Source organism: Microcoleus sp., from assembly GCF_041354475.1.
In the GTDB taxonomy this organism is placed as follows: Bacteria; Cyanobacteriota; Cyanobacteriia; order Cyanobacteriales; family Microcoleaceae; genus Microcoleus.
This window is the reverse complement of sequence record NZ_JBGJZU010000115.1, coordinates 1-15,671: the sequence shown is the minus strand read 5'-3', so window position 1 is coordinate 15,671 and position 15,671 is coordinate 1. Positions and strand designations below refer to the sequence as shown.

Genomic DNA, 15,671 nt, shown 5'->3' with positions numbered 1-15,671 from the left:
CCCCCTTACTAAGGGGGGGTTGGGGGGGTTCTTCTTGCCCCTTAGTAAGGGCAGGTTCTTCCTCTTGAAGCCCCCCCTTACTAAGGGGGGGTTGGGGGGGTTTTTCTTGACAGGGTTCCAGCGGCCGCAATCTGACAACCGCAGCATCAGCACCACCGGGCAAAATAACAGTATTATTTTGCACTTGATGGTCGTATTGACGATAAACCCAGCGTTTAGAAGCGATAGTGGGAGTATCTAAAAGTTTGAGCAAAATCTGATTCCAATTTTGCAAATTTCCATCTATTTCAATGCCGGCCAGCGTACATTCTGGCAAGGAATCCGCCGTCCATTCCCAAGCTTTTATAGCATATTCTGGCGGTTCTGTCAACAATTGTCGGTGATAAATTGGCGTATTATCTGCTAACGCAGTTGCGGTTATTTCTGCTGCAATCTCGCCTTTAAATAGAATGCGGACGATCGGCTCTTCAATGACTGTACCCGCAACGACGGCGTGCAATCCCCAGCGGTGAAAAATATCGATTAATTCCTGTTCCCGTCCCTTTTCGGCCACAAATAACATCCGTTCCTGGGATTCAGAAAGCAGGTATTCGTAGGGAACCATGCCACTTTCTCTAACGGGAACTTTGTCTAGATCGAATTCAATTCCCACTCCACCTTTGGCGGCCATTTCTGATGTGGAACAAGTAATTCCGGCTGCACCCATGTCTTGGGCGGCGACGACTGCACCGGTTTTGAAGGCTGCTAAACAAGCTTCAATTAAGGATTTTTCTAAGAACGGATCTCCTACTTGCACGGCGGGGCGATCGTCCATGGATTTGTCGGTCAATTCTGCACTGGCAAAACTGGCACCGCCCATGCCATCTCGCCCGGTAGTCGAACCGACATAAAGCACGGGATTTCCGATTCCCGATGCACCGGATTTAACTATTTCTTGGGTTTCCATTAAACCCAAGGCCATGACGTTAACTAATGGGTTGCCGGAATAGGCGGCATCGAAGTAAACTTCGCCACCTACTGTGGGTACGCCGATGCAATTTCCGTAATGGGAAATTCCTGATACTACTCCTTTGAATAACCTCTGAGTTTTGGTATCCTCTAGGTTGCCAAAACGCAGGGAATTTAAAAGGGCGATGGGGCGTGCACCCATTGTGAAAATATCGCGGAGAATTCCTCCGACTCCTGTGGCGGCACCTTGGAATGGTTCGACTGCTGATGGGTGATTGTGGGATTCGATTTTGAAGGCTAATTGCAGTCCGTTTCCTAAGTCTACAACGCCGGCATTTTCTCCGGGCCCGACGAGGATGCGATCGCCTTCTGTGGGAAACTGTTTTAATAGCGGCCGCGAGTTTTTGTAACAGCAGTGTTCGCTCCACATGACGCCGAACATTCCCAATTCTGCTTTGTTGGGGTGGCGGTTGAGACGCCGTACAATGTCTTCGTATTCTTCGGGCTTAATGCCTTCGGAGGCTATTTCTTCGGGGGAAAATGGAGATTCGGAGATGACAGACATGGAATTTCGATATAAACCACAGGATTTATTTTAAATGGCTTTGGTTTGTTATTCTCAAATCTCAATTTTCTCATCTAAAATCAAAAATATTAAATATATAATTTCTATGATTGAACCTGGAAATCTCAATTTTTCTCACCAAAATTTACGAAATCGCTCTTTTAAAGGCATGGATTTGTCAGGGGCTAATTTCAGTGGTTCGGATATTCGAGGCTGCAATTTCACTGGGGCGATGTTGAGGGGGGCAAATTTTCAGGGTGCCAGAATGGGACAAAGCCGCAGACGGGTGAGAACTTTGATTGCTAGGGCTGGGGTGACTGCGGTGACGGTGACGCTGGCGGGGGCTTTGATGGGATTGATTCGGGGTGCGGATGCGGGGGCGGCGGCGGTGGCGGCGGTGGCGGCGACTGCGATTGCTGCGACTAGGGCTGAGGCTGGTATTGTGGCTGGGGCGGTGGCTGGGGCTGCTGCTGCGATCGGCGCTAGTGGTATTGTAACTTTTTTTGGGGGGGATGCGATTAGGGGAATTGTGTTAGTTTTGGTTTCTGGAGTGATCCTTGGCTTAACTGCGATCGGTTTTTTTATTGCTGTTGAAGAGATAGAAAAGTTGTCGGTGACTTCGTTTAGAAAGGCGGATGTAACTGATGCTATATTTGACCATTATGCCATGCTTAATGCTGATTTTTCTGATGCGCGAGGCTGCTCTTGGTAAAGCAGAAGGATGCGAAATTTGGGTTAAGCTGCTAGATTTGGTCATGACCACACCGAAGCTCCAAGTAGTTAATCCCATCCCTTGAGGTGGTGAAATATTCCTTCTTCCTGTTTGCTTGTTCCTTATTCCTTCTTCCTGAATTTCCCCCCTTGGGGGGGGCTAGGGGGGGGTGAATTATTCCTTCTTCCTGCCACTATATGTTAAGAATAACTGAAATAAAACTCCCCCTCGATCATCCAGTAAATGCGATCGCCGACAGCATTCTCAAAAAGCTGCAAATTCCCCCCGAAGAATTGCTCGGCTATTCCATCTTCAAACGCAGCTACGATGCTCGTAAAAAACCAGAAATCCTGCTTGTCTATATTGTCGATGTGGAAACGACACAGGAAACACAAATTTTGGAGCGCCTCAAAAAAGACCCTCATGTGATGGTAACGCCAGACATGAGTTATCGCTATGTAGCCCAAGCTCCCAAAAATTTGACGATTCGCCCCATTGTCATTGGTACAGGGCCTTGCGGGATGTTTGCAGGGCTGATGCTAGCACAAATGGGGTTTCGCCCTATCCTGTTAGAACGTGGTAAAGCAGTGCGCGATCGCACCGTTGATACCTTTGGATTTTGGAAGAAAAAAACCGAATTCAACCCAGAATCTAACGCCCAGTTTGGGGAAGGAGGCGCGGGTACTTTTTCCGATGGCAAACTCTACAGCCAAGTTAAAGATCCCCAACATTATGGACGCAAGGTGTTGACAGAACTTGTGAATGCGGGAGCTTCACCAGAAATTTTATACATCAATAAACCCCATATCGGTACTTTTAAACTGGTGGGAATTGTCCAAAATATCCGTGCCAAAATAGAATCTTTAGGCGGTGAAATCCGGTTTCAAACTCGTGTGACAGATATTCACATCGAAAATGGCAAAGTCCAGGGACTTACCCTTGCAAATGGAGAATATATTGCTAGTAATTATATAGTTCTGGCCGTGGGACACAGCGCCCGCGATACTTTTGAAATGTTGTTTTCCCGTGGGGTTTACATCGAAGCAAAACCATTTTCCATTGGTTTTCGGGTGGAGCATCCCCAAACTATTATCGATCGCTGTCGTTTTGGCGATCGCGCCGGCCATAAACTTTTGGGTGCCGCCGACTACAAACTGGTTCACCATTGCCAAAATGGTCGTTCAGTCTATAGCTTCTGTATGTGTCCCGGTGGATTGGTAGTAGCCGCAGCCTCGGAACCAGGGCGACTTGTCACTAATGGGATGAGTCAATATTCCCGCAATGAACGTAATGCCAATAGTGGGATTGTAGTGGGGATTACACCGGAAGATTATCCCGGTCATCCTTTGGCGGGAATTGAGTTTCAACGTCGCCTAGAAGAGCGGGCATTTGAGTTAGGAGGTGGCACTTACAATGCCCCAGGACAGCTTGTGGGGGATTTTTTGGCGAATCGACCTTCCACAGTGTTAGGCGCTGTTCACCCTTCTTATACGCCGGGAGTTCATTTGACTGATTTGAGTGCAAGTTTACCAGATTATGCGATCGCCGCTATCCGCGAAGCACTTCCAGCTTTTGACAAACAAATTAAAGGATTTGCGATGAATGATGCTGTCTTGACTGGAGTAGAAACCCGCACTTCTTCGCCGATTCGGATTAAGCGCAAGGAAGATTATCAGAGTTTGAATACTGAAGGCCTTTATCCGGCTGGGGAAGGTGCGGGATATGCAGGTGGAATTTTGTCCGCGGGGATTGATGGAATTAAGGTTGCTGAGGCGGTTGCTTTGAGTATTTTGCGTATTTCAGGTTTATGAAGTAGGGACACGGCACCGTGCCATTCTTCGTGTCAACTTAAGCTCAAACCCTGTCAGAGACTGTTGTTTGACGATTAGGCCAAGATCCCCCCTAGCCCCCCTTAATAAGGGGGGAACAGGAATATTCTCTTTCGTCCCCCTTCTTAAGGGGGATTTAGGGGGATCTAGACTTAGGTAAAAGCGAGAGATACCAAGGGTTTCAGGCTTAAGTTGACACCTATGGGCACGCTTGAGTCTCCTCATCAACCAACTCTGTTCAAACAGTAGCTAAGCGCGATCGAATTTCCGTATCCGTATATTCCGGTGTCCAACCAGTCGTAGTGGTAAAATATCGCACAGCTTTAACTTTCCGTGTTGCAGTCAAATAAAACCAGTGTTCTGTATTCGCCGGCACGTTGATAAATTCTTCAGGCTGCACAGTCACTTCCACTTGGCTACCGTCGGGACGCACAAAACCGAAAATTCCCTCTCCTGCTACGATATAGCGCACTTCATCGTCAGCGTGAATGTGGCACTTGTCGAATTTAGAAAGCAGAGTGTCGAGGTTGGGAATCTCTGGGTGCAGCACAATCAAGTCTCGCGACTGATAGCCTGCGGTTTCTTTCAGTTGTTCAAAGTAGCCGTCTAAAGCTTGCAGCACTTGTTCTTTTTGATTGTCGTCTAGAGCATCTTTGGCTAGCAATTCCCGAATTTCTGGGTTGTCTCCCACGGGCCAACTGTTGAGTTGAATTTTTAAGGGAGCGAGTTCGCGGGTAATATCGCTCAGTTGAGTGTAGGTTGTACCGTCTTCGAGTCGCAGGATAGCCATTTTTTTAGGTTTTAATTTTTGATTAACAGACACATCGAAAGATGTTTGTCGATCGCACTTGTATGAGAATCATATTTTAACTTAAATTTGAACAGGCCTCTCCGGCCTGTTCTAGAATAGTTCCCCATTTGTCGCGATAAGATTAATAAGTCAGATGCCTGCTAGCAACCGCAGCTATCTGCAAAACACTGATGCTTTAGATGTAACTTTTGCAACAACTATGCCTACTTATACTGGAATTTCTAGCGAAGCTTTTCAGCACCCCCTCGATCGCCAAGCTGAGGAAGCGTTACGCAGCGTACCTGGATTTGACTTAATTGCTAGCAAATTTGTAGAGTTTGTCTACGAACGACCCCAATTTGTTTACCTCATGGGAAATAGCATTCAAGTCGGGCCGCGCCAATATGCCAGCATATATCACATTTTTCGGGAATGTTTGCAGGATTTAGATGTTTTTCCAGAACCCGGTTTGTTTGTTTCTCAAAATCCCTCAGTCAATAGCTATGCCCTGGGAAAAAACCAGCCCTATGTAGTATTAAATACAGGTCTTTTAGATTTATTGGATGAGGCAGAAATTAAGGTGGTATTGGCTCATGAGTTGGGACACATTAAATGCGGTCATCCCACTTTAAATCAAATGGCGATGTGGGCAATGAGCGTTGCTTCGACAATAGGGGAGATGACTTTCGGCTTGGGAAATATGGTCAGTAGCGGTTTAATTTATGCTTTTTATGAGTGGCGGCGCAAGGCGGAATTATCGGCAGACAGGGCTGCATTGTTAGTCACAGATGATTTGAATAGTGTGATGAAAACAATGATGAAACTGGCGGGAGTTAGTAGCAAATATGCTAGCGAATGTAGTTTGCAAGAATTTATCCGTCAGTCTGATAATTATCAAGAACTCGATCGCGACAACCTCAACCAAGTGTATAAATTTTTACTCTACAATGGCGGCTCTGGCACCATGCTCAGTCACCCGTTTCCGGTGGAACGTCTGCGCTATTTGCGAGATTGGGCAAGTTCCGAGGAATATCGCCAAATCAAGTTGGGGAACTACAAGCGGGCGGTATCTGAGGGTGCTGTTGACGTGAAATCTCAAACACCGAACAGTGAAGCCGAGGCTCTGCGGCGTCAGATTGAGGAGTTGCAGCGGGAGATAGAGCGGCGTAAATCTCGCTGAAGTGGAAGCATTAGTGGTACGGAATAAAGCTTTACCCGATCGCCTATTTAGACCCTCTCAAACCAAAATTAATGCTGAATATCAACTCTCGTTTTTTATCAGTAAAACCCAGAGCCATCATCTCTGCAATTACTGCACTTGCTGCTGCCATTGGTGACAAAACCTCAGCCACCAACCTCGAATATTCGCCCCAATTTAACGAAGCCTCGCGCTACACCACCACGATATCTGCTAATAACAATTTAGCAGATATTTACTATCCCAAAGCATCAGATTTGCAATCCGGCAATTACTCTTTCCCGATCGTACTTTTATTGCAAGGAGCCCTGATCGATAAATCGTTTTACTCAGATTACGCTAGCCGCGTCGCACGGTATGGCTTTGTGGTAGTCGTTCCCAACCATTTTCGCCCTTCCCCCTTCAATCCCACTTCACCCCCTAAATTAGCATCAGAAACTTCCCAAATTGCCGCCGTTTTGTCTCAAATGGCGATCGAAAACACCAATCCCACCTCTCCAATTACGTCTGTTGTCGATACACAGCGCCTGGGTTTATTGGGTCATTCTTTTGGTGGCGCGGTGGGCTTATCCACGATCGCTGACAAATGTTTGACAGAATTACTTTTGTGTCGAGAGCCATTTACCCGCCCCAAAGAACTCTTAGCAGGTGCATTTTTTGGAGCCAACTTGCGCAATCCAATTACTAATGAATTTATCGCCATTCCTAATGATGGCATTGCCGTCGCCTTGATTCAAGGCGATATCGATGGGGTCGCCCTTCCAGAAAGAGCTCAAAGCACCTTCGATCGGATTGAAACACCCCCCAAAGCTTTGGTTACTGTTAGGGGTGCCAATCACTTCGCCATTACCAATGTTAATAACCCCGCCGGTGCGAATCCAGATCCCCATACTCCTACACTAGATCGAGCCGTTGGGATTGAAACGATCGCCACTTGGAGCGCCCTATTTTTGCGGGCTAATATGCTTGAAGATCGAGCTGCCTATGATTATATTTACTCACAACAGTCCATCTTTAGGAATTCGATGTCCCTGATATCGGCATTGTCCTGATTACGGAACCAGGCTCCGCTTATCGCAGGAATTCGACATTCAACTCTAGTTTTTCACCCAACCACAAAGAATGTATGGTGTGATCGGCCACATCGTCGCCTGTTTCGGGATGGACAAGAATATTTAGCCCTTCGCGATGGATCATTAACCAAGGAACGACTTGGCCAAACTGGGCTGGTAAAAAAGCAACTTGATACATTGCTTGGGGGTGGGGGCCAATGGGTTTGTCATGCCACCGCCCAAGCTGCACCTCAAACCGAGTTAATCCTTCACGTAGACGTGCAGCCACATCGCGACTATCAGTGTCGAAGTAAATATGTGCGTGAAAACCTACTATTTCCATGGTGTCTTCGTTCATTGTTTTCAGTGAGTTAAAATTAAGGTAAAATTTTATACAGTATATTCCAAGCTCATCAAGTACAGTCTTAATTTAGTTAATTGGTAAGGTTCGTCGTCCCCAGCTCCCAGGATAGAACTTGCTGATTGAGGGATGGTGACGCACCTTACTGGTGTCGCCAGATTGTTATACCATTTCTCTAAAATCGTGCAACAATCTTTGACCCCCCCTAACCCCCCCTTATAAAGGGGAGGGACAAGACTACTGTTGCATTCTTTTTTAAAATTGGTATCAGTACCAGATAGACATGGAATATCCTGTCAATTTTTTGTGAAGGCGGAAAGTTTTTTGCCGACTTGACTATTTAATATCAGGATAACCCAGCGAAAATTAGGTTTATGTCTCGTGTTTTAGAAAGGTTGTTGCAAATTGACCAGCTATTGCGGACAGCCCCGCGGCAAACAGCAGTAACAATTGCTGAAGCCTTAGAAGTTAGTGAAAGGACAGTCCGTAATGACTTGGCTTTTTTGCGGGATCGGTTCAGCGCCCCGTTGAAGTTCAATCGGCAAAAAGGGTTTCACTATACCGATCCAGATTGGCGCTTGCCGAGTATTTCTCTAAGTCAAGGCGAATTATTTGCTCTGACATTGGGAGCGAGAATGTTGCAAGCTTACTCAGGTTCAACTTATACCAAAGAATTGCGATCGGCCATCGAGCGATTGAGTGAAAGATTGCCAGAACAAACTTGGATCGATCTCCAAAGAATTGCCGATGAACGGATAGTTTTTAGAAATGGGGTAGAAAACTATCTTAACCCGGAAATCTGGAATCAATTATTAGAAGCTTGTAGGACATCTCACCAAGTTCGGATGTGTTATTTCACAGCAAGTCGGAATGCTAAATCTGAACGAGTGCTAGACCCTTATTTGCTGCATATTTACCGAGGAACCAACCCTTATGTAATTGGATTTTGTCAAAAACGCCAAGCTATTAGGTGGTTTCGAGTCGATCGCATTCAAAGCTTAGAAATTCTTAATACTAAATTTATGCGCGATCGCACATTTAATGCTCAAGAACATCTGGATCGGATTTTTCAAGCTGAGGTAGGAGATGGTAAACCGGTGGAGGTAGTCATTTGGTTCGATCCGCCCACAGCACCCTATATCTGGGAGAGGCGATGGCATTCAACCCAGGAAATTGAACAACATCCCGATGGGGCGGTGACATTGAAGATGACAGTGGGGGGACTTAATGAGATCAAGCGGTGGGTGTTGGGGTATGGGAAAGGGGCGAGGGTGAAAAGTCCGCCGGAGTTGGTGCAGTTGGTGCGCGACGAGGTGGAAGGGATGAGTAACAATTATAATATTTCAGGAGTCATCTAGTTATGGTAGTCACTGAATGCGATCGCGAGCAACAACAAGATAATAGTTTGCCTTATGTAGAGTTGTGTTTTAGCGTCATCGGTCAAACTTTACCAGCAGATCATGGATACGCACTATATTCTGCGATCGCACACTGTCAAAAGGAACTTCACAATTTAGCAGGCGTGAGTATTCAAACCCTTCAGGGAATTCCTGATAAGCAGGGGGTGATTCATTTAAGCGATCGCTCTCAATTGAAAATCCGCCTACCGGGGGACAAAGTGCCGTTGGTGTATCCCTTAGCTGGCAAGCAATTAACCATTGGTAAGCACTCAATTCGGCTCGGAATTCCGCAAATTTTTGTATTGCAACCTGCACCGAGATTGCGATCGCGCATTGTGATTATTAAGGGATTTCAAGAACCTGATACTTTTTTGGTAGCAGCCAAACGGCAACTGGATGATTTACAAATTCAAGGTAATCTGACAATTCCGCTGAATGAAGAAGGAGAACTTAGTCGGAAGGCCATTAAAGTTAAAACGTTTTCAGTAGTGGGTTTTAGTTTGGAAGTAACGGAACTCAATGAGTATGATTCTATTAAATTGCAGGCTTTAGGATTGGGTGGCAAACATCGTATGGGTTGTGGAATTTTCAACGCTTTGCCCCGTGCCTGGAGATTTGATAATGTCTAATCTGCCTGAGCATTTATTGGCAAAAAGCAAGCCGCCTATTACTCTTAAAGAACACCTAGAAGATACGGCCAAATGTGCTTTACAAATCTTCCGGCTCGATGGCAGGTGGGGACAAAATTGGTGTAGATTCTTCAAGATTCAAGGCACTGAAGCACAAGAACAATTTTTGTTAAATTTGCGAGTAGCAGCCTTGTTACATGACATTGGTAAGGCAAATGAGGAATTTTACAAAGCTGTATCTGAGGGATGCACTCAAACTTTCAGACACGAACATATCAGCGCATTGGTATTGCATTTAAAGCAAGTCCGTTCTTGGTTACAAAAAAACTCATCTTTAGATGTAGAAGTAATTACAGCGGCGGTTTTGTCCCATCATTTGAAGGCTGCGGAAACAGGCGATCGACAATGGGCTGCCCCATCCAAAGGCACTCGCAACAAACCAGTTAAGCTTTACCTACTACATGATGAGATAAAAGTCACCTTACAAGAAATTGCGCGAATTGCTTCTCTGGATCATCCACCGGAAATCGCGATCGCTACCTTCTCCCAAGATACTATCTGGGGTAAAGCATGGGAAGATGGCATGAAAGCTGCTAAACAGTTGAAACGCAATCTAAACGATGAGCGAAGGAGCCTTCTTTTGGCTGTTAAAGCTGGGTTAATTGTTTCTGATGCGGCGGCTTCAGGATTGGTGCGAGAAGGGAAGGAAATTGAGGAATGGATTGAAGAAGTTGTACATAGTGAAGCGCTTGTTAGTGACCAGATAAATGAGAAAATAATTAATCAAAGAATTGAGCAAATAAGAAAAGCTAAGGGGGATTTTAAATGGGATGAATTTCAAGAGCTTATCGCCCAGAAAGGAACGCGGGTGTTACTATTAGCAGCTTGCGGATCTGGGAAAACTCTTGCTGCTTGGAAATGGGCAGAAGAACAGGTTAAACACCATAAAGTAGGAAAAGTAATTTTCCTTTATCCCACGCGGGGAACAGCAACGGAAGGCTTTAAAGATTACGTGAGTTGGGCACCAGAAGCCGATGCAGCACTGGTGACAGGAACAGCGCGTTATGAACTGGAAGCGATCGCAGAAAATCCACCCGACTCAATGAAAGAAAAAGACTTCACCACTGAAGAGCGTCTATTTTCATTAGGCTTTTGGTCGCGACGGTATTTTAGCGCAACGGTGGATCAATTTCTGGGTTTCATGGAACATAATTATGGTGGGATTTGCTTGTTACCTGCTTTAGCGGATAGCGTGCTAATTATTGATGAAATCCACAGTTTCGATCGCAAAATGTTTGATAGCTTAATTGCATTTATCAAACATTTCGATCTACCGGTTTTGTGTATGACAGCAACATTACCAACTTGTCGAAAAAATGAGTTAGTGGAAGCTGGATTAAAAGTATACCCAACTGCCAGCGATCGCGAAAACTTGAAAGACCTTGAAGAGAAAGAAAATCATCCCCGTTATCGACTTGAACCTGTAGATAACTTTACCAGTGCTTTGACCAAAGCTAAACAGGCTTATAACCAGGGTGAGCGAATTTTGTGGGTTGTGAATACAGTCGATCGCTGTCTGGCAATCTCACAAAAGCTAAAGGATAAACTGAAGGTAGAAGTTTTGACATATCATAGCCGGTTTCGATTAACCGATCGACAGAAAGTTCATACAGAAACGGTGGAGGCATTTGCGTTCCAAAAACATGGACAACGGAAACAAGCTATCGCTGTAACTACGCAAGTTTGTGAAATGTCTCTCGATCTTGATGCTGATGTTTTAATTACCGAATTTGCTCCCATTCCTTCCCTAGTTCAGCGCTTTGGACGGGCTAACCGTCATTTAGTTAGAGAAGCCAATTTTCGTGGTGCACTGCATATTTATGAGCCTCCGAAGGCTTTGCCATATAATCGTGAAGAATTAGAGGCTGCTAGAAAGTTTATTAACGATTTAGGTGATGGTGATATTAGTCAAAAAAGACTAGCTGATGCAATGGAAAGATACGCCAGGGAAGAACGCAATGCAGATACACTTCCCGCTTTCTTTACAAGTGGCTACTTTGCTAGAATGGGTAGCTTTAGAGATACGGATGACTATGCTGTTCCTTGTATTCTAGATCGCGATCTGGATGAGGTGGAAGCACTGTTCAAAGCCCGTAAACCCTATGACGGATACAAAATTAATGTACCTGAGAAATGGGCCACAGGCGATCGCCCAAGTTGGCTACCAAGGTATTTAAGGGTTGCTGAGTGGGAAGGACATTACGACGAGCGATCGGGATTTCAAACCAAACCATTAGAGGAGGTGGATCTTGGCTAAAAAAGGAGCTAAACAAGCCGTATTAGAAACAGATACACTGACGCTCGATTATACACTGGCTGAGTTGTCTTCTTCTCAGCATCGATCGGGTTTAGCAGGATTAGTTTTAATGGTACGATGGTTACATCGTTTTGAACACTGGAAACAAGATGGTTCTGCTATTTGCGAGATTGATGATAATTTGAGCGATTGCGGAGCAACTTTACGAATTAATCAGTTAGGTTTACAAGCACTACTCAATGAAGTTTATGCAGCAAGTTGGGAAGAACAAGAAAGAGCGCAAGTCCTCAAAAATTCTCGAACAAAAGAAGTAATTCCGTACTTGAGAGAAGAGGAAAAGAATGAGGTTGATAAAAAGGGGAATCCGATCAAGAAAAAGGTCTATATTTATCAGAGCGTTGTGCCAAAAGGGGCATTTATCGCTGATGCCGATCCTGAAGGCGATCGCGGTAGATGGATCAAACTTTGGCGGGATATGCTTTGGAGAACTTTACGAGGTGTTGCCACCACTCGCACACCCTACGAATCAAGAGCAAACGGCAACTATACCGAAGATGCCGACAAAATTTGGAAGGAACTGTTGCAACCTGCTGAGTTTACAGTTAATCTACCAAGTACCTACTATTTAGGAGCCCAGGCAAGCAACCCGGAAAATGTCCCATTCAAAGATCGAGCTAGATATCAATTCCTACTGCATTTTTGGGTATTTGCTGCTTCAATCTATGTGCCTGCTGTTATTGACAACGAAGGGAATCGCGAATTTGTGGGTTATGCGATCGCCATTCCCGATATTTCCCAACTAAAGACTTTCTGTGATGAGTTTCCTCAACTACTCCAAGGGCGAGGTAACGAAGTCACAGGTTATCGCCCACGAGAAGCAGTTGTTGATTTGGCAGTTGAGGGCGCATTGGATGTAATTCGTCGGTTGCGCGATCGTGTTTCGCGACTTGAAACGGGAATTGGCGACATAGTTTTAGGTGTCGATGTTATTCATGCCGACAAACAGGGAAATAACGTCAGAATTCTCGGTACAACACGACTCGATCCACCTGAACAAGAATGGATAGATAAGTATCGTGAAATTCGAGAAAGTCTATGGAGTGCAATTTTTCGCAGACAAAGATTGCTTAATCATGTCAGCAGAAAACCTTGGTATACAGGATTTGATTCGCTCCTGTGTACCATTCCCTACGAGCAAACGATGGAAAATGATTATTTCCGTCACGACTCACGCGAATCATTCAAATATGAGGTAGGAGATATGACTGAAGAAACATTGGAAATACCTGAAGAATCAGACTTGCCAGAATACAGCCGTCAAAAGCTAATTCTGCGACTCGTGCGGACCTATGTCACTCGCAAACTCAATACTAAGCATGGTCTTGAGTGGAAATCGGAGTGGACTACTTTACGAAAAACTAAGGAGGGCAGAGAAAAATTAGATAAACTTCGAGATTATCAAGAATTCAATGAAAAGAAAGCCAAAATCGCTAAATCTGCTTTTCTTGATATCCGAAGCCGTACCGAAACAAGTGAATTCATTAACTATTTTGCGTGTACCATTTGCTCGGTTCCTCAGTACATAAAAGAGGAACATTTCGTGCAACTCACCCAAGATTTATACGAAAAAACTGACGAGGTTCGGACTATAACTTTACTTGCTCTATCTGCCAACAGCTAACTGTCAATGTAACTTCAAGGAAAAACTGAATTTATGCCTAAAAAAAATTTATTTGCCACCGTTCTTACCTATGCGGCTCCAAGTTCTAACTATCGTGGCGAAAGCGAAGAAAACCGTACTGTTCTTCAGAAGATTGCCAAGGGAGCAAAAGAACATACAGTCATTAGTCCTGAATCCATGCGTAATGCTTTACGGGAAATGTTGATTGAGGCAGGATTACCCTCTAATCGTAAGCGTGTACATGACCAAGATCAGCTTGCAGTTGAATTTAAAGAATTTCCGAATGCCAGCAAGTTTGCTGATGATTTTCTATTTGGCTTCATGGTTGCTGATAATGATGCCATCAAGAAAAATAAAGGGATGCTTCCAAAAAGAGATAGCATTTTGCGAATGAATATGGCTGTGGCAGTGACTCCTTATCGCTTTGATGCCACTTTCCATCAATCTCCCATGAATGCCGGCTCTAGCCCTTGGAAAAATTCCGCTAAGTCAGCACTTTTGCACCGGGAAATTTCCCACACTGCTTATCAATATCCTTTTGCTCTTGCTTACAATGACTGTAAAGAAAAGCCTGAATGGGTGAAGCCCTTACTAAAAGCAATTGGTGAGCTTTCTAATGTTGCTGGTGGACACGCACGCAGTTATTACGAAATGGCTCCTAAAAGCATTATTGCACGTCTAACTCCTTGCCTTGTCGCGGGTTTTAATACATACGGATTTGATGAAAATGGAAACTTTAACGAATTATCTCGGCTGCATTCTGAAGACCTACCTGCTGAGGAATTTTGGATTGGTGGCGAGATTATTCGTAATATGAAAGCAGAACAAAGAAAACACCTACAGGATGCTGGTGCAAAGCTGTACGAAAATCCCCAAAAGTTGATAATTGACCTTGCTAATGACTTTTTAGGTTAAAAAAACCCAATGAATTGTATGTGGCTGCGTGTTCGTGCGCCCTTTGCGGCCTATCGTGGTTTTCAGGCGGGAGTTTATCGCTCAACTATGCCTGTAATGCCCCCTTCTGCTGCATTAGGCTTAGTCTTAAATCTGGCGGGAATTGAAATGCGAACTGGGTTGGAGCGAGTAACAACTCAAATCCGTCAAGATATTCCACATTTAGAATTAGCAATTGGAGCAGTTGATGGTTCAGAAAGTGAGATTTCTACGCTTTATCAACAACTTCATAGTTATCCTGTTGGCTCTTCTGGTAAGGAACTTAAAGAAAAAACTCATGGAGCAAAATATTGGATAGTTCCTGTGCGGCGAGAGTTAATTGTTGGACTGGATATTATCATCGGTATTCGTGAATTTGAAGGACTATTTGAACGCATCCGTCAGGGATTGCGGGGCGAATTAAACGATCGCCGCTACGGTTTGCCCTTTGCTGGTGATAATAACTTCCTGTTCGATCGCATTGATGTTATGGATAGCCCACTGCTAACCCACTGGTATGAAAAAATGGAAGTTGACTCAGAACCACGCAAGCGATCGCAACGTTTAACCGTTGGTATCGATCGCCTTGATAACAGCAAAACAACCAGCCATCTATTTGCGCCAATTTCGGAACCCTCAATTTATCCACCCTTGAATGCTTGGATTTGGACACCAAAGAAACCAGATTAATCGGAGGCTTTTACGAGCGATCGGATTGCCTATGCAATTCCGTGACACCTTACCTACTATCAAATTTCCCAAAACTTCCAGGTAAGCGGAAGCTTTTTTGCCGGGGTAAATAGCTAGAGTAATTTCAGCCTGAACAAGCATCAGGTGAAAAAAAATTACTCTAGCCAGATTTCACTATGCAAGCACTTGAAATTGACTCTTTTTTACCCCCAAAACAAAGCACCATTCGTGTTTGTGCCCTCCATGCTTTTGCCTACTGTCCCCGCCTTTTCTACCTCGAAGAAGTAGAAGAACTCCACACCCAAGATGCGGCAGTATTCGCTGGCCGCCGACTGCACGCAGAACTGGAAAAACAGGAGGATGAAGAGTGGGAAGAATTGTACCTCGAAAGTGAAGAATTGGGGTTGCGCGGCCGCCTAGATGCCCTTCGCACCCGCGATGGGGTTGGGAACTGTCAGATAAAATCTACCCATATATAGACAAACTTACCGGAATGTACACATAATAGAGTGTATACAGTTAGGTATCCTCTATTATGGAATCCAATGAAGTGACTATTTCAATCG

14 protein-coding genes are annotated in these 15,671 nt (G+C 44.8%); 11 read left to right on the top strand and 3 right to left on the bottom strand.

Annotated features, from left to right (window positions below):
• Positions 1-1,513, bottom strand: a 1,513-nt coding sequence (gene purL / locus ACBR23_RS26990; protein ID WP_371125713.1) for a phosphoribosylformylglycinamidine synthase subunit PurL, incomplete at its 3' end; no start/stop codon positions are given.
• 106 nt (positions 1,514-1,619) lie between these two features.
• On the opposite strand from purL, the gene ACBR23_RS26985 reads away from it, so the two are divergent.
• Complete coding sequence (locus tag ACBR23_RS26985; protein WP_341740129.1) at positions 1,620-2,225, top strand: pentapeptide repeat-containing protein; 606 nt, start codon at positions 1,620-1,622, stop codon at positions 2,223-2,225.
• Between the two features lie 197 nt (positions 2,226-2,422).
• Entirely contained in the window at positions 2,423-4,036 is a 1,614-nt protein-coding gene (locus ACBR23_RS26980) for an NAD(P)/FAD-dependent oxidoreductase (protein WP_371119833.1), read from the top strand.
• Between the two features lie 256 nt (positions 4,037-4,292).
• Here ACBR23_RS26980 and ACBR23_RS26975 read toward each other — a convergent pair whose 3' ends face one another.
• Positions 4,293-4,844 carry an acireductone dioxygenase gene (locus ACBR23_RS26975; RefSeq protein WP_371117681.1) on the bottom strand — a complete coding sequence of 184 codons (552 nt, stop codon included), beginning with the start codon at positions 4,842-4,844 and terminating at the stop codon, positions 4,293-4,295.
• Positions 4,845-5,064: 220 nt separating this feature from the next.
• On the opposite strand from ACBR23_RS26975, the gene ACBR23_RS26970 reads away from it, so the two are divergent.
• Together ACBR23_RS26970 and ACBR23_RS26965 are read left to right on the top strand one after the other, a co-directional pair.
• Positions 5,065-6,024, top strand: a complete 960-nt coding sequence (locus ACBR23_RS26970; RefSeq protein WP_371117682.1) for a M48 family metallopeptidase — start codon at positions 5,065-5,067, stop codon at positions 6,022-6,024.
• Between the two features lie 71 nt (positions 6,025-6,095).
• On the top strand, positions 6,096-7,094 hold the full coding sequence (locus tag ACBR23_RS26965) for an alpha/beta hydrolase family protein (RefSeq protein ID WP_371119834.1): 999 nt from the start codon (positions 6,096-6,098) through the stop codon (positions 7,092-7,094).
• A gap of 19 nt (positions 7,095-7,113) precedes the next feature.
• On the opposite strand, the gene ACBR23_RS26960 is transcribed toward ACBR23_RS26965, so the two are convergent.
• Positions 7,114-7,452, bottom strand: coding sequence for a DOPA 4,5-dioxygenase family protein (locus ACBR23_RS26960; RefSeq protein ID WP_371119835.1), 339 nt, complete (start codon positions 7,450-7,452; stop codon positions 7,114-7,116).
• 377 nt (positions 7,453-7,829) lie between these two features.
• On the opposite strand from ACBR23_RS26960, the gene ACBR23_RS26955 reads away from it, so the two are divergent.
• The 7 genes from ACBR23_RS26955 to ACBR23_RS26925 all read left to right on the top strand — a co-directional run bounded on the left by ACBR23_RS26955 (position 7,830) and on the right by ACBR23_RS26925 (position 15,584).
• Positions 7,830-8,813 (top strand): helix-turn-helix transcriptional regulator, encoded by a 984-nt coding sequence (locus tag ACBR23_RS26955; RefSeq protein WP_371119836.1) that lies wholly within the window; start codon positions 7,830-7,832, stop codon positions 8,811-8,813.
• Positions 8,814-8,815: 2 nt separating this feature from the next.
• Positions 8,816-9,484 carry a type I-MYXAN CRISPR-associated protein Cas6/Cmx6 gene (cas6, locus tag ACBR23_RS26950; protein ID WP_371119837.1) on the top strand — a complete coding sequence of 223 codons (669 nt, stop codon included), beginning with the start codon at positions 8,816-8,818 and terminating at the stop codon, positions 9,482-9,484.
• Entirely contained in the window at positions 9,477-11,801 is a 2,325-nt protein-coding gene (gene cas3 / locus ACBR23_RS26945) for a CRISPR-associated helicase Cas3' (protein WP_371117677.1), read from the top strand. Before cas6 ends, cas3 begins: the two co-directional genes overlap by 8 nt.
• Complete coding sequence (gene cmx8 / locus ACBR23_RS26940) at positions 11,794-13,482, top strand: type I-MYXAN CRISPR-associated protein Cmx8 (protein WP_371119838.1); 1,689 nt, start codon at positions 11,794-11,796, stop codon at positions 13,480-13,482. Before cas3 ends, cmx8 begins: the two co-directional genes overlap by 8 nt.
• Positions 13,483-13,515: 33 nt before the next feature.
• Entirely contained in the window at positions 13,516-14,397 is an 882-nt protein-coding gene (gene cas7i, locus ACBR23_RS26935) for a type I-B CRISPR-associated protein Cas7/Cst2/DevR (RefSeq protein ID WP_371119839.1), read from the top strand.
• 9 nt (positions 14,398-14,406) lie between these two features.
• Positions 14,407-15,105 (top strand): type I-MYXAN CRISPR-associated protein Cas5/Cmx5/DevS, encoded by a 699-nt coding sequence (gene cas5, locus ACBR23_RS26930; RefSeq protein ID WP_340523589.1) that lies wholly within the window; start codon positions 14,407-14,409, stop codon positions 15,103-15,105.
• A 176-nt stretch (positions 15,106-15,281) separates the two neighbouring features.
• Complete coding sequence (locus ACBR23_RS26925) at positions 15,282-15,584, top strand: hypothetical protein (RefSeq protein ID WP_371119840.1); 303 nt, start codon at positions 15,282-15,284, stop codon at positions 15,582-15,584.
• Positions 15,585-15,671 lie beyond the last annotated feature (87 nt).

Excerpts from the sequence above, each read along its gene's own strand:
- cas5 (WP_340523589.1), top strand. The coding sequence starts at position 14,407 with ATGAATTGTATGTGGCTGCGTGTTCGTGCGCCCTTTGCGGCCTATCGT.
- ACBR23_RS26980 (WP_371119833.1), top strand. The coding sequence starts at position 2,423 with ATGTTAAGAATAACTGAAATAAAACTCCCCCTCGATCATCCAGTAAAT.
- cas6 (WP_371119837.1), top strand. The coding sequence starts at position 8,816 with ATGGTAGTCACTGAATGCGATCGCGAGCAACAACAAGATAATAGTTTG.
- ACBR23_RS26955 (WP_371119836.1), top strand. The coding sequence starts at position 7,830 with ATGTCTCGTGTTTTAGAAAGGTTGTTGCAAATTGACCAGCTATTGCGG.
- ACBR23_RS26975 (WP_371117681.1), bottom strand. The coding sequence starts at position 4,844 with ATGGCTATCCTGCGACTCGAAGACGGTACAACCTACACTCAACTGAGC.
- ACBR23_RS26985 (WP_341740129.1), top strand. The coding sequence starts at position 1,620 with ATGATTGAACCTGGAAATCTCAATTTTTCTCACCAAAATTTACGAAAT.
- cas7i (WP_371119839.1), top strand. The coding sequence starts at position 13,516 with ATGCCTAAAAAAAATTTATTTGCCACCGTTCTTACCTATGCGGCTCCA.
- ACBR23_RS26925 (WP_371119840.1), top strand. The coding sequence starts at position 15,282 with ATGCAAGCACTTGAAATTGACTCTTTTTTACCCCCAAAACAAAGCACC.
- ACBR23_RS26965 (WP_371119834.1), top strand. The coding sequence starts at position 6,096 with ATGCTGAATATCAACTCTCGTTTTTTATCAGTAAAACCCAGAGCCATC.
- cas3 (WP_371117677.1), top strand. The coding sequence starts at position 9,477 with ATGTCTAATCTGCCTGAGCATTTATTGGCAAAAAGCAAGCCGCCTATT.
- ACBR23_RS26970 (WP_371117682.1), top strand. The coding sequence starts at position 5,065 with ATGCCTACTTATACTGGAATTTCTAGCGAAGCTTTTCAGCACCCCCTC.
- ACBR23_RS26960 (WP_371119835.1), bottom strand. The coding sequence starts at position 7,452 with ATGAACGAAGACACCATGGAAATAGTAGGTTTTCACGCACATATTTAC.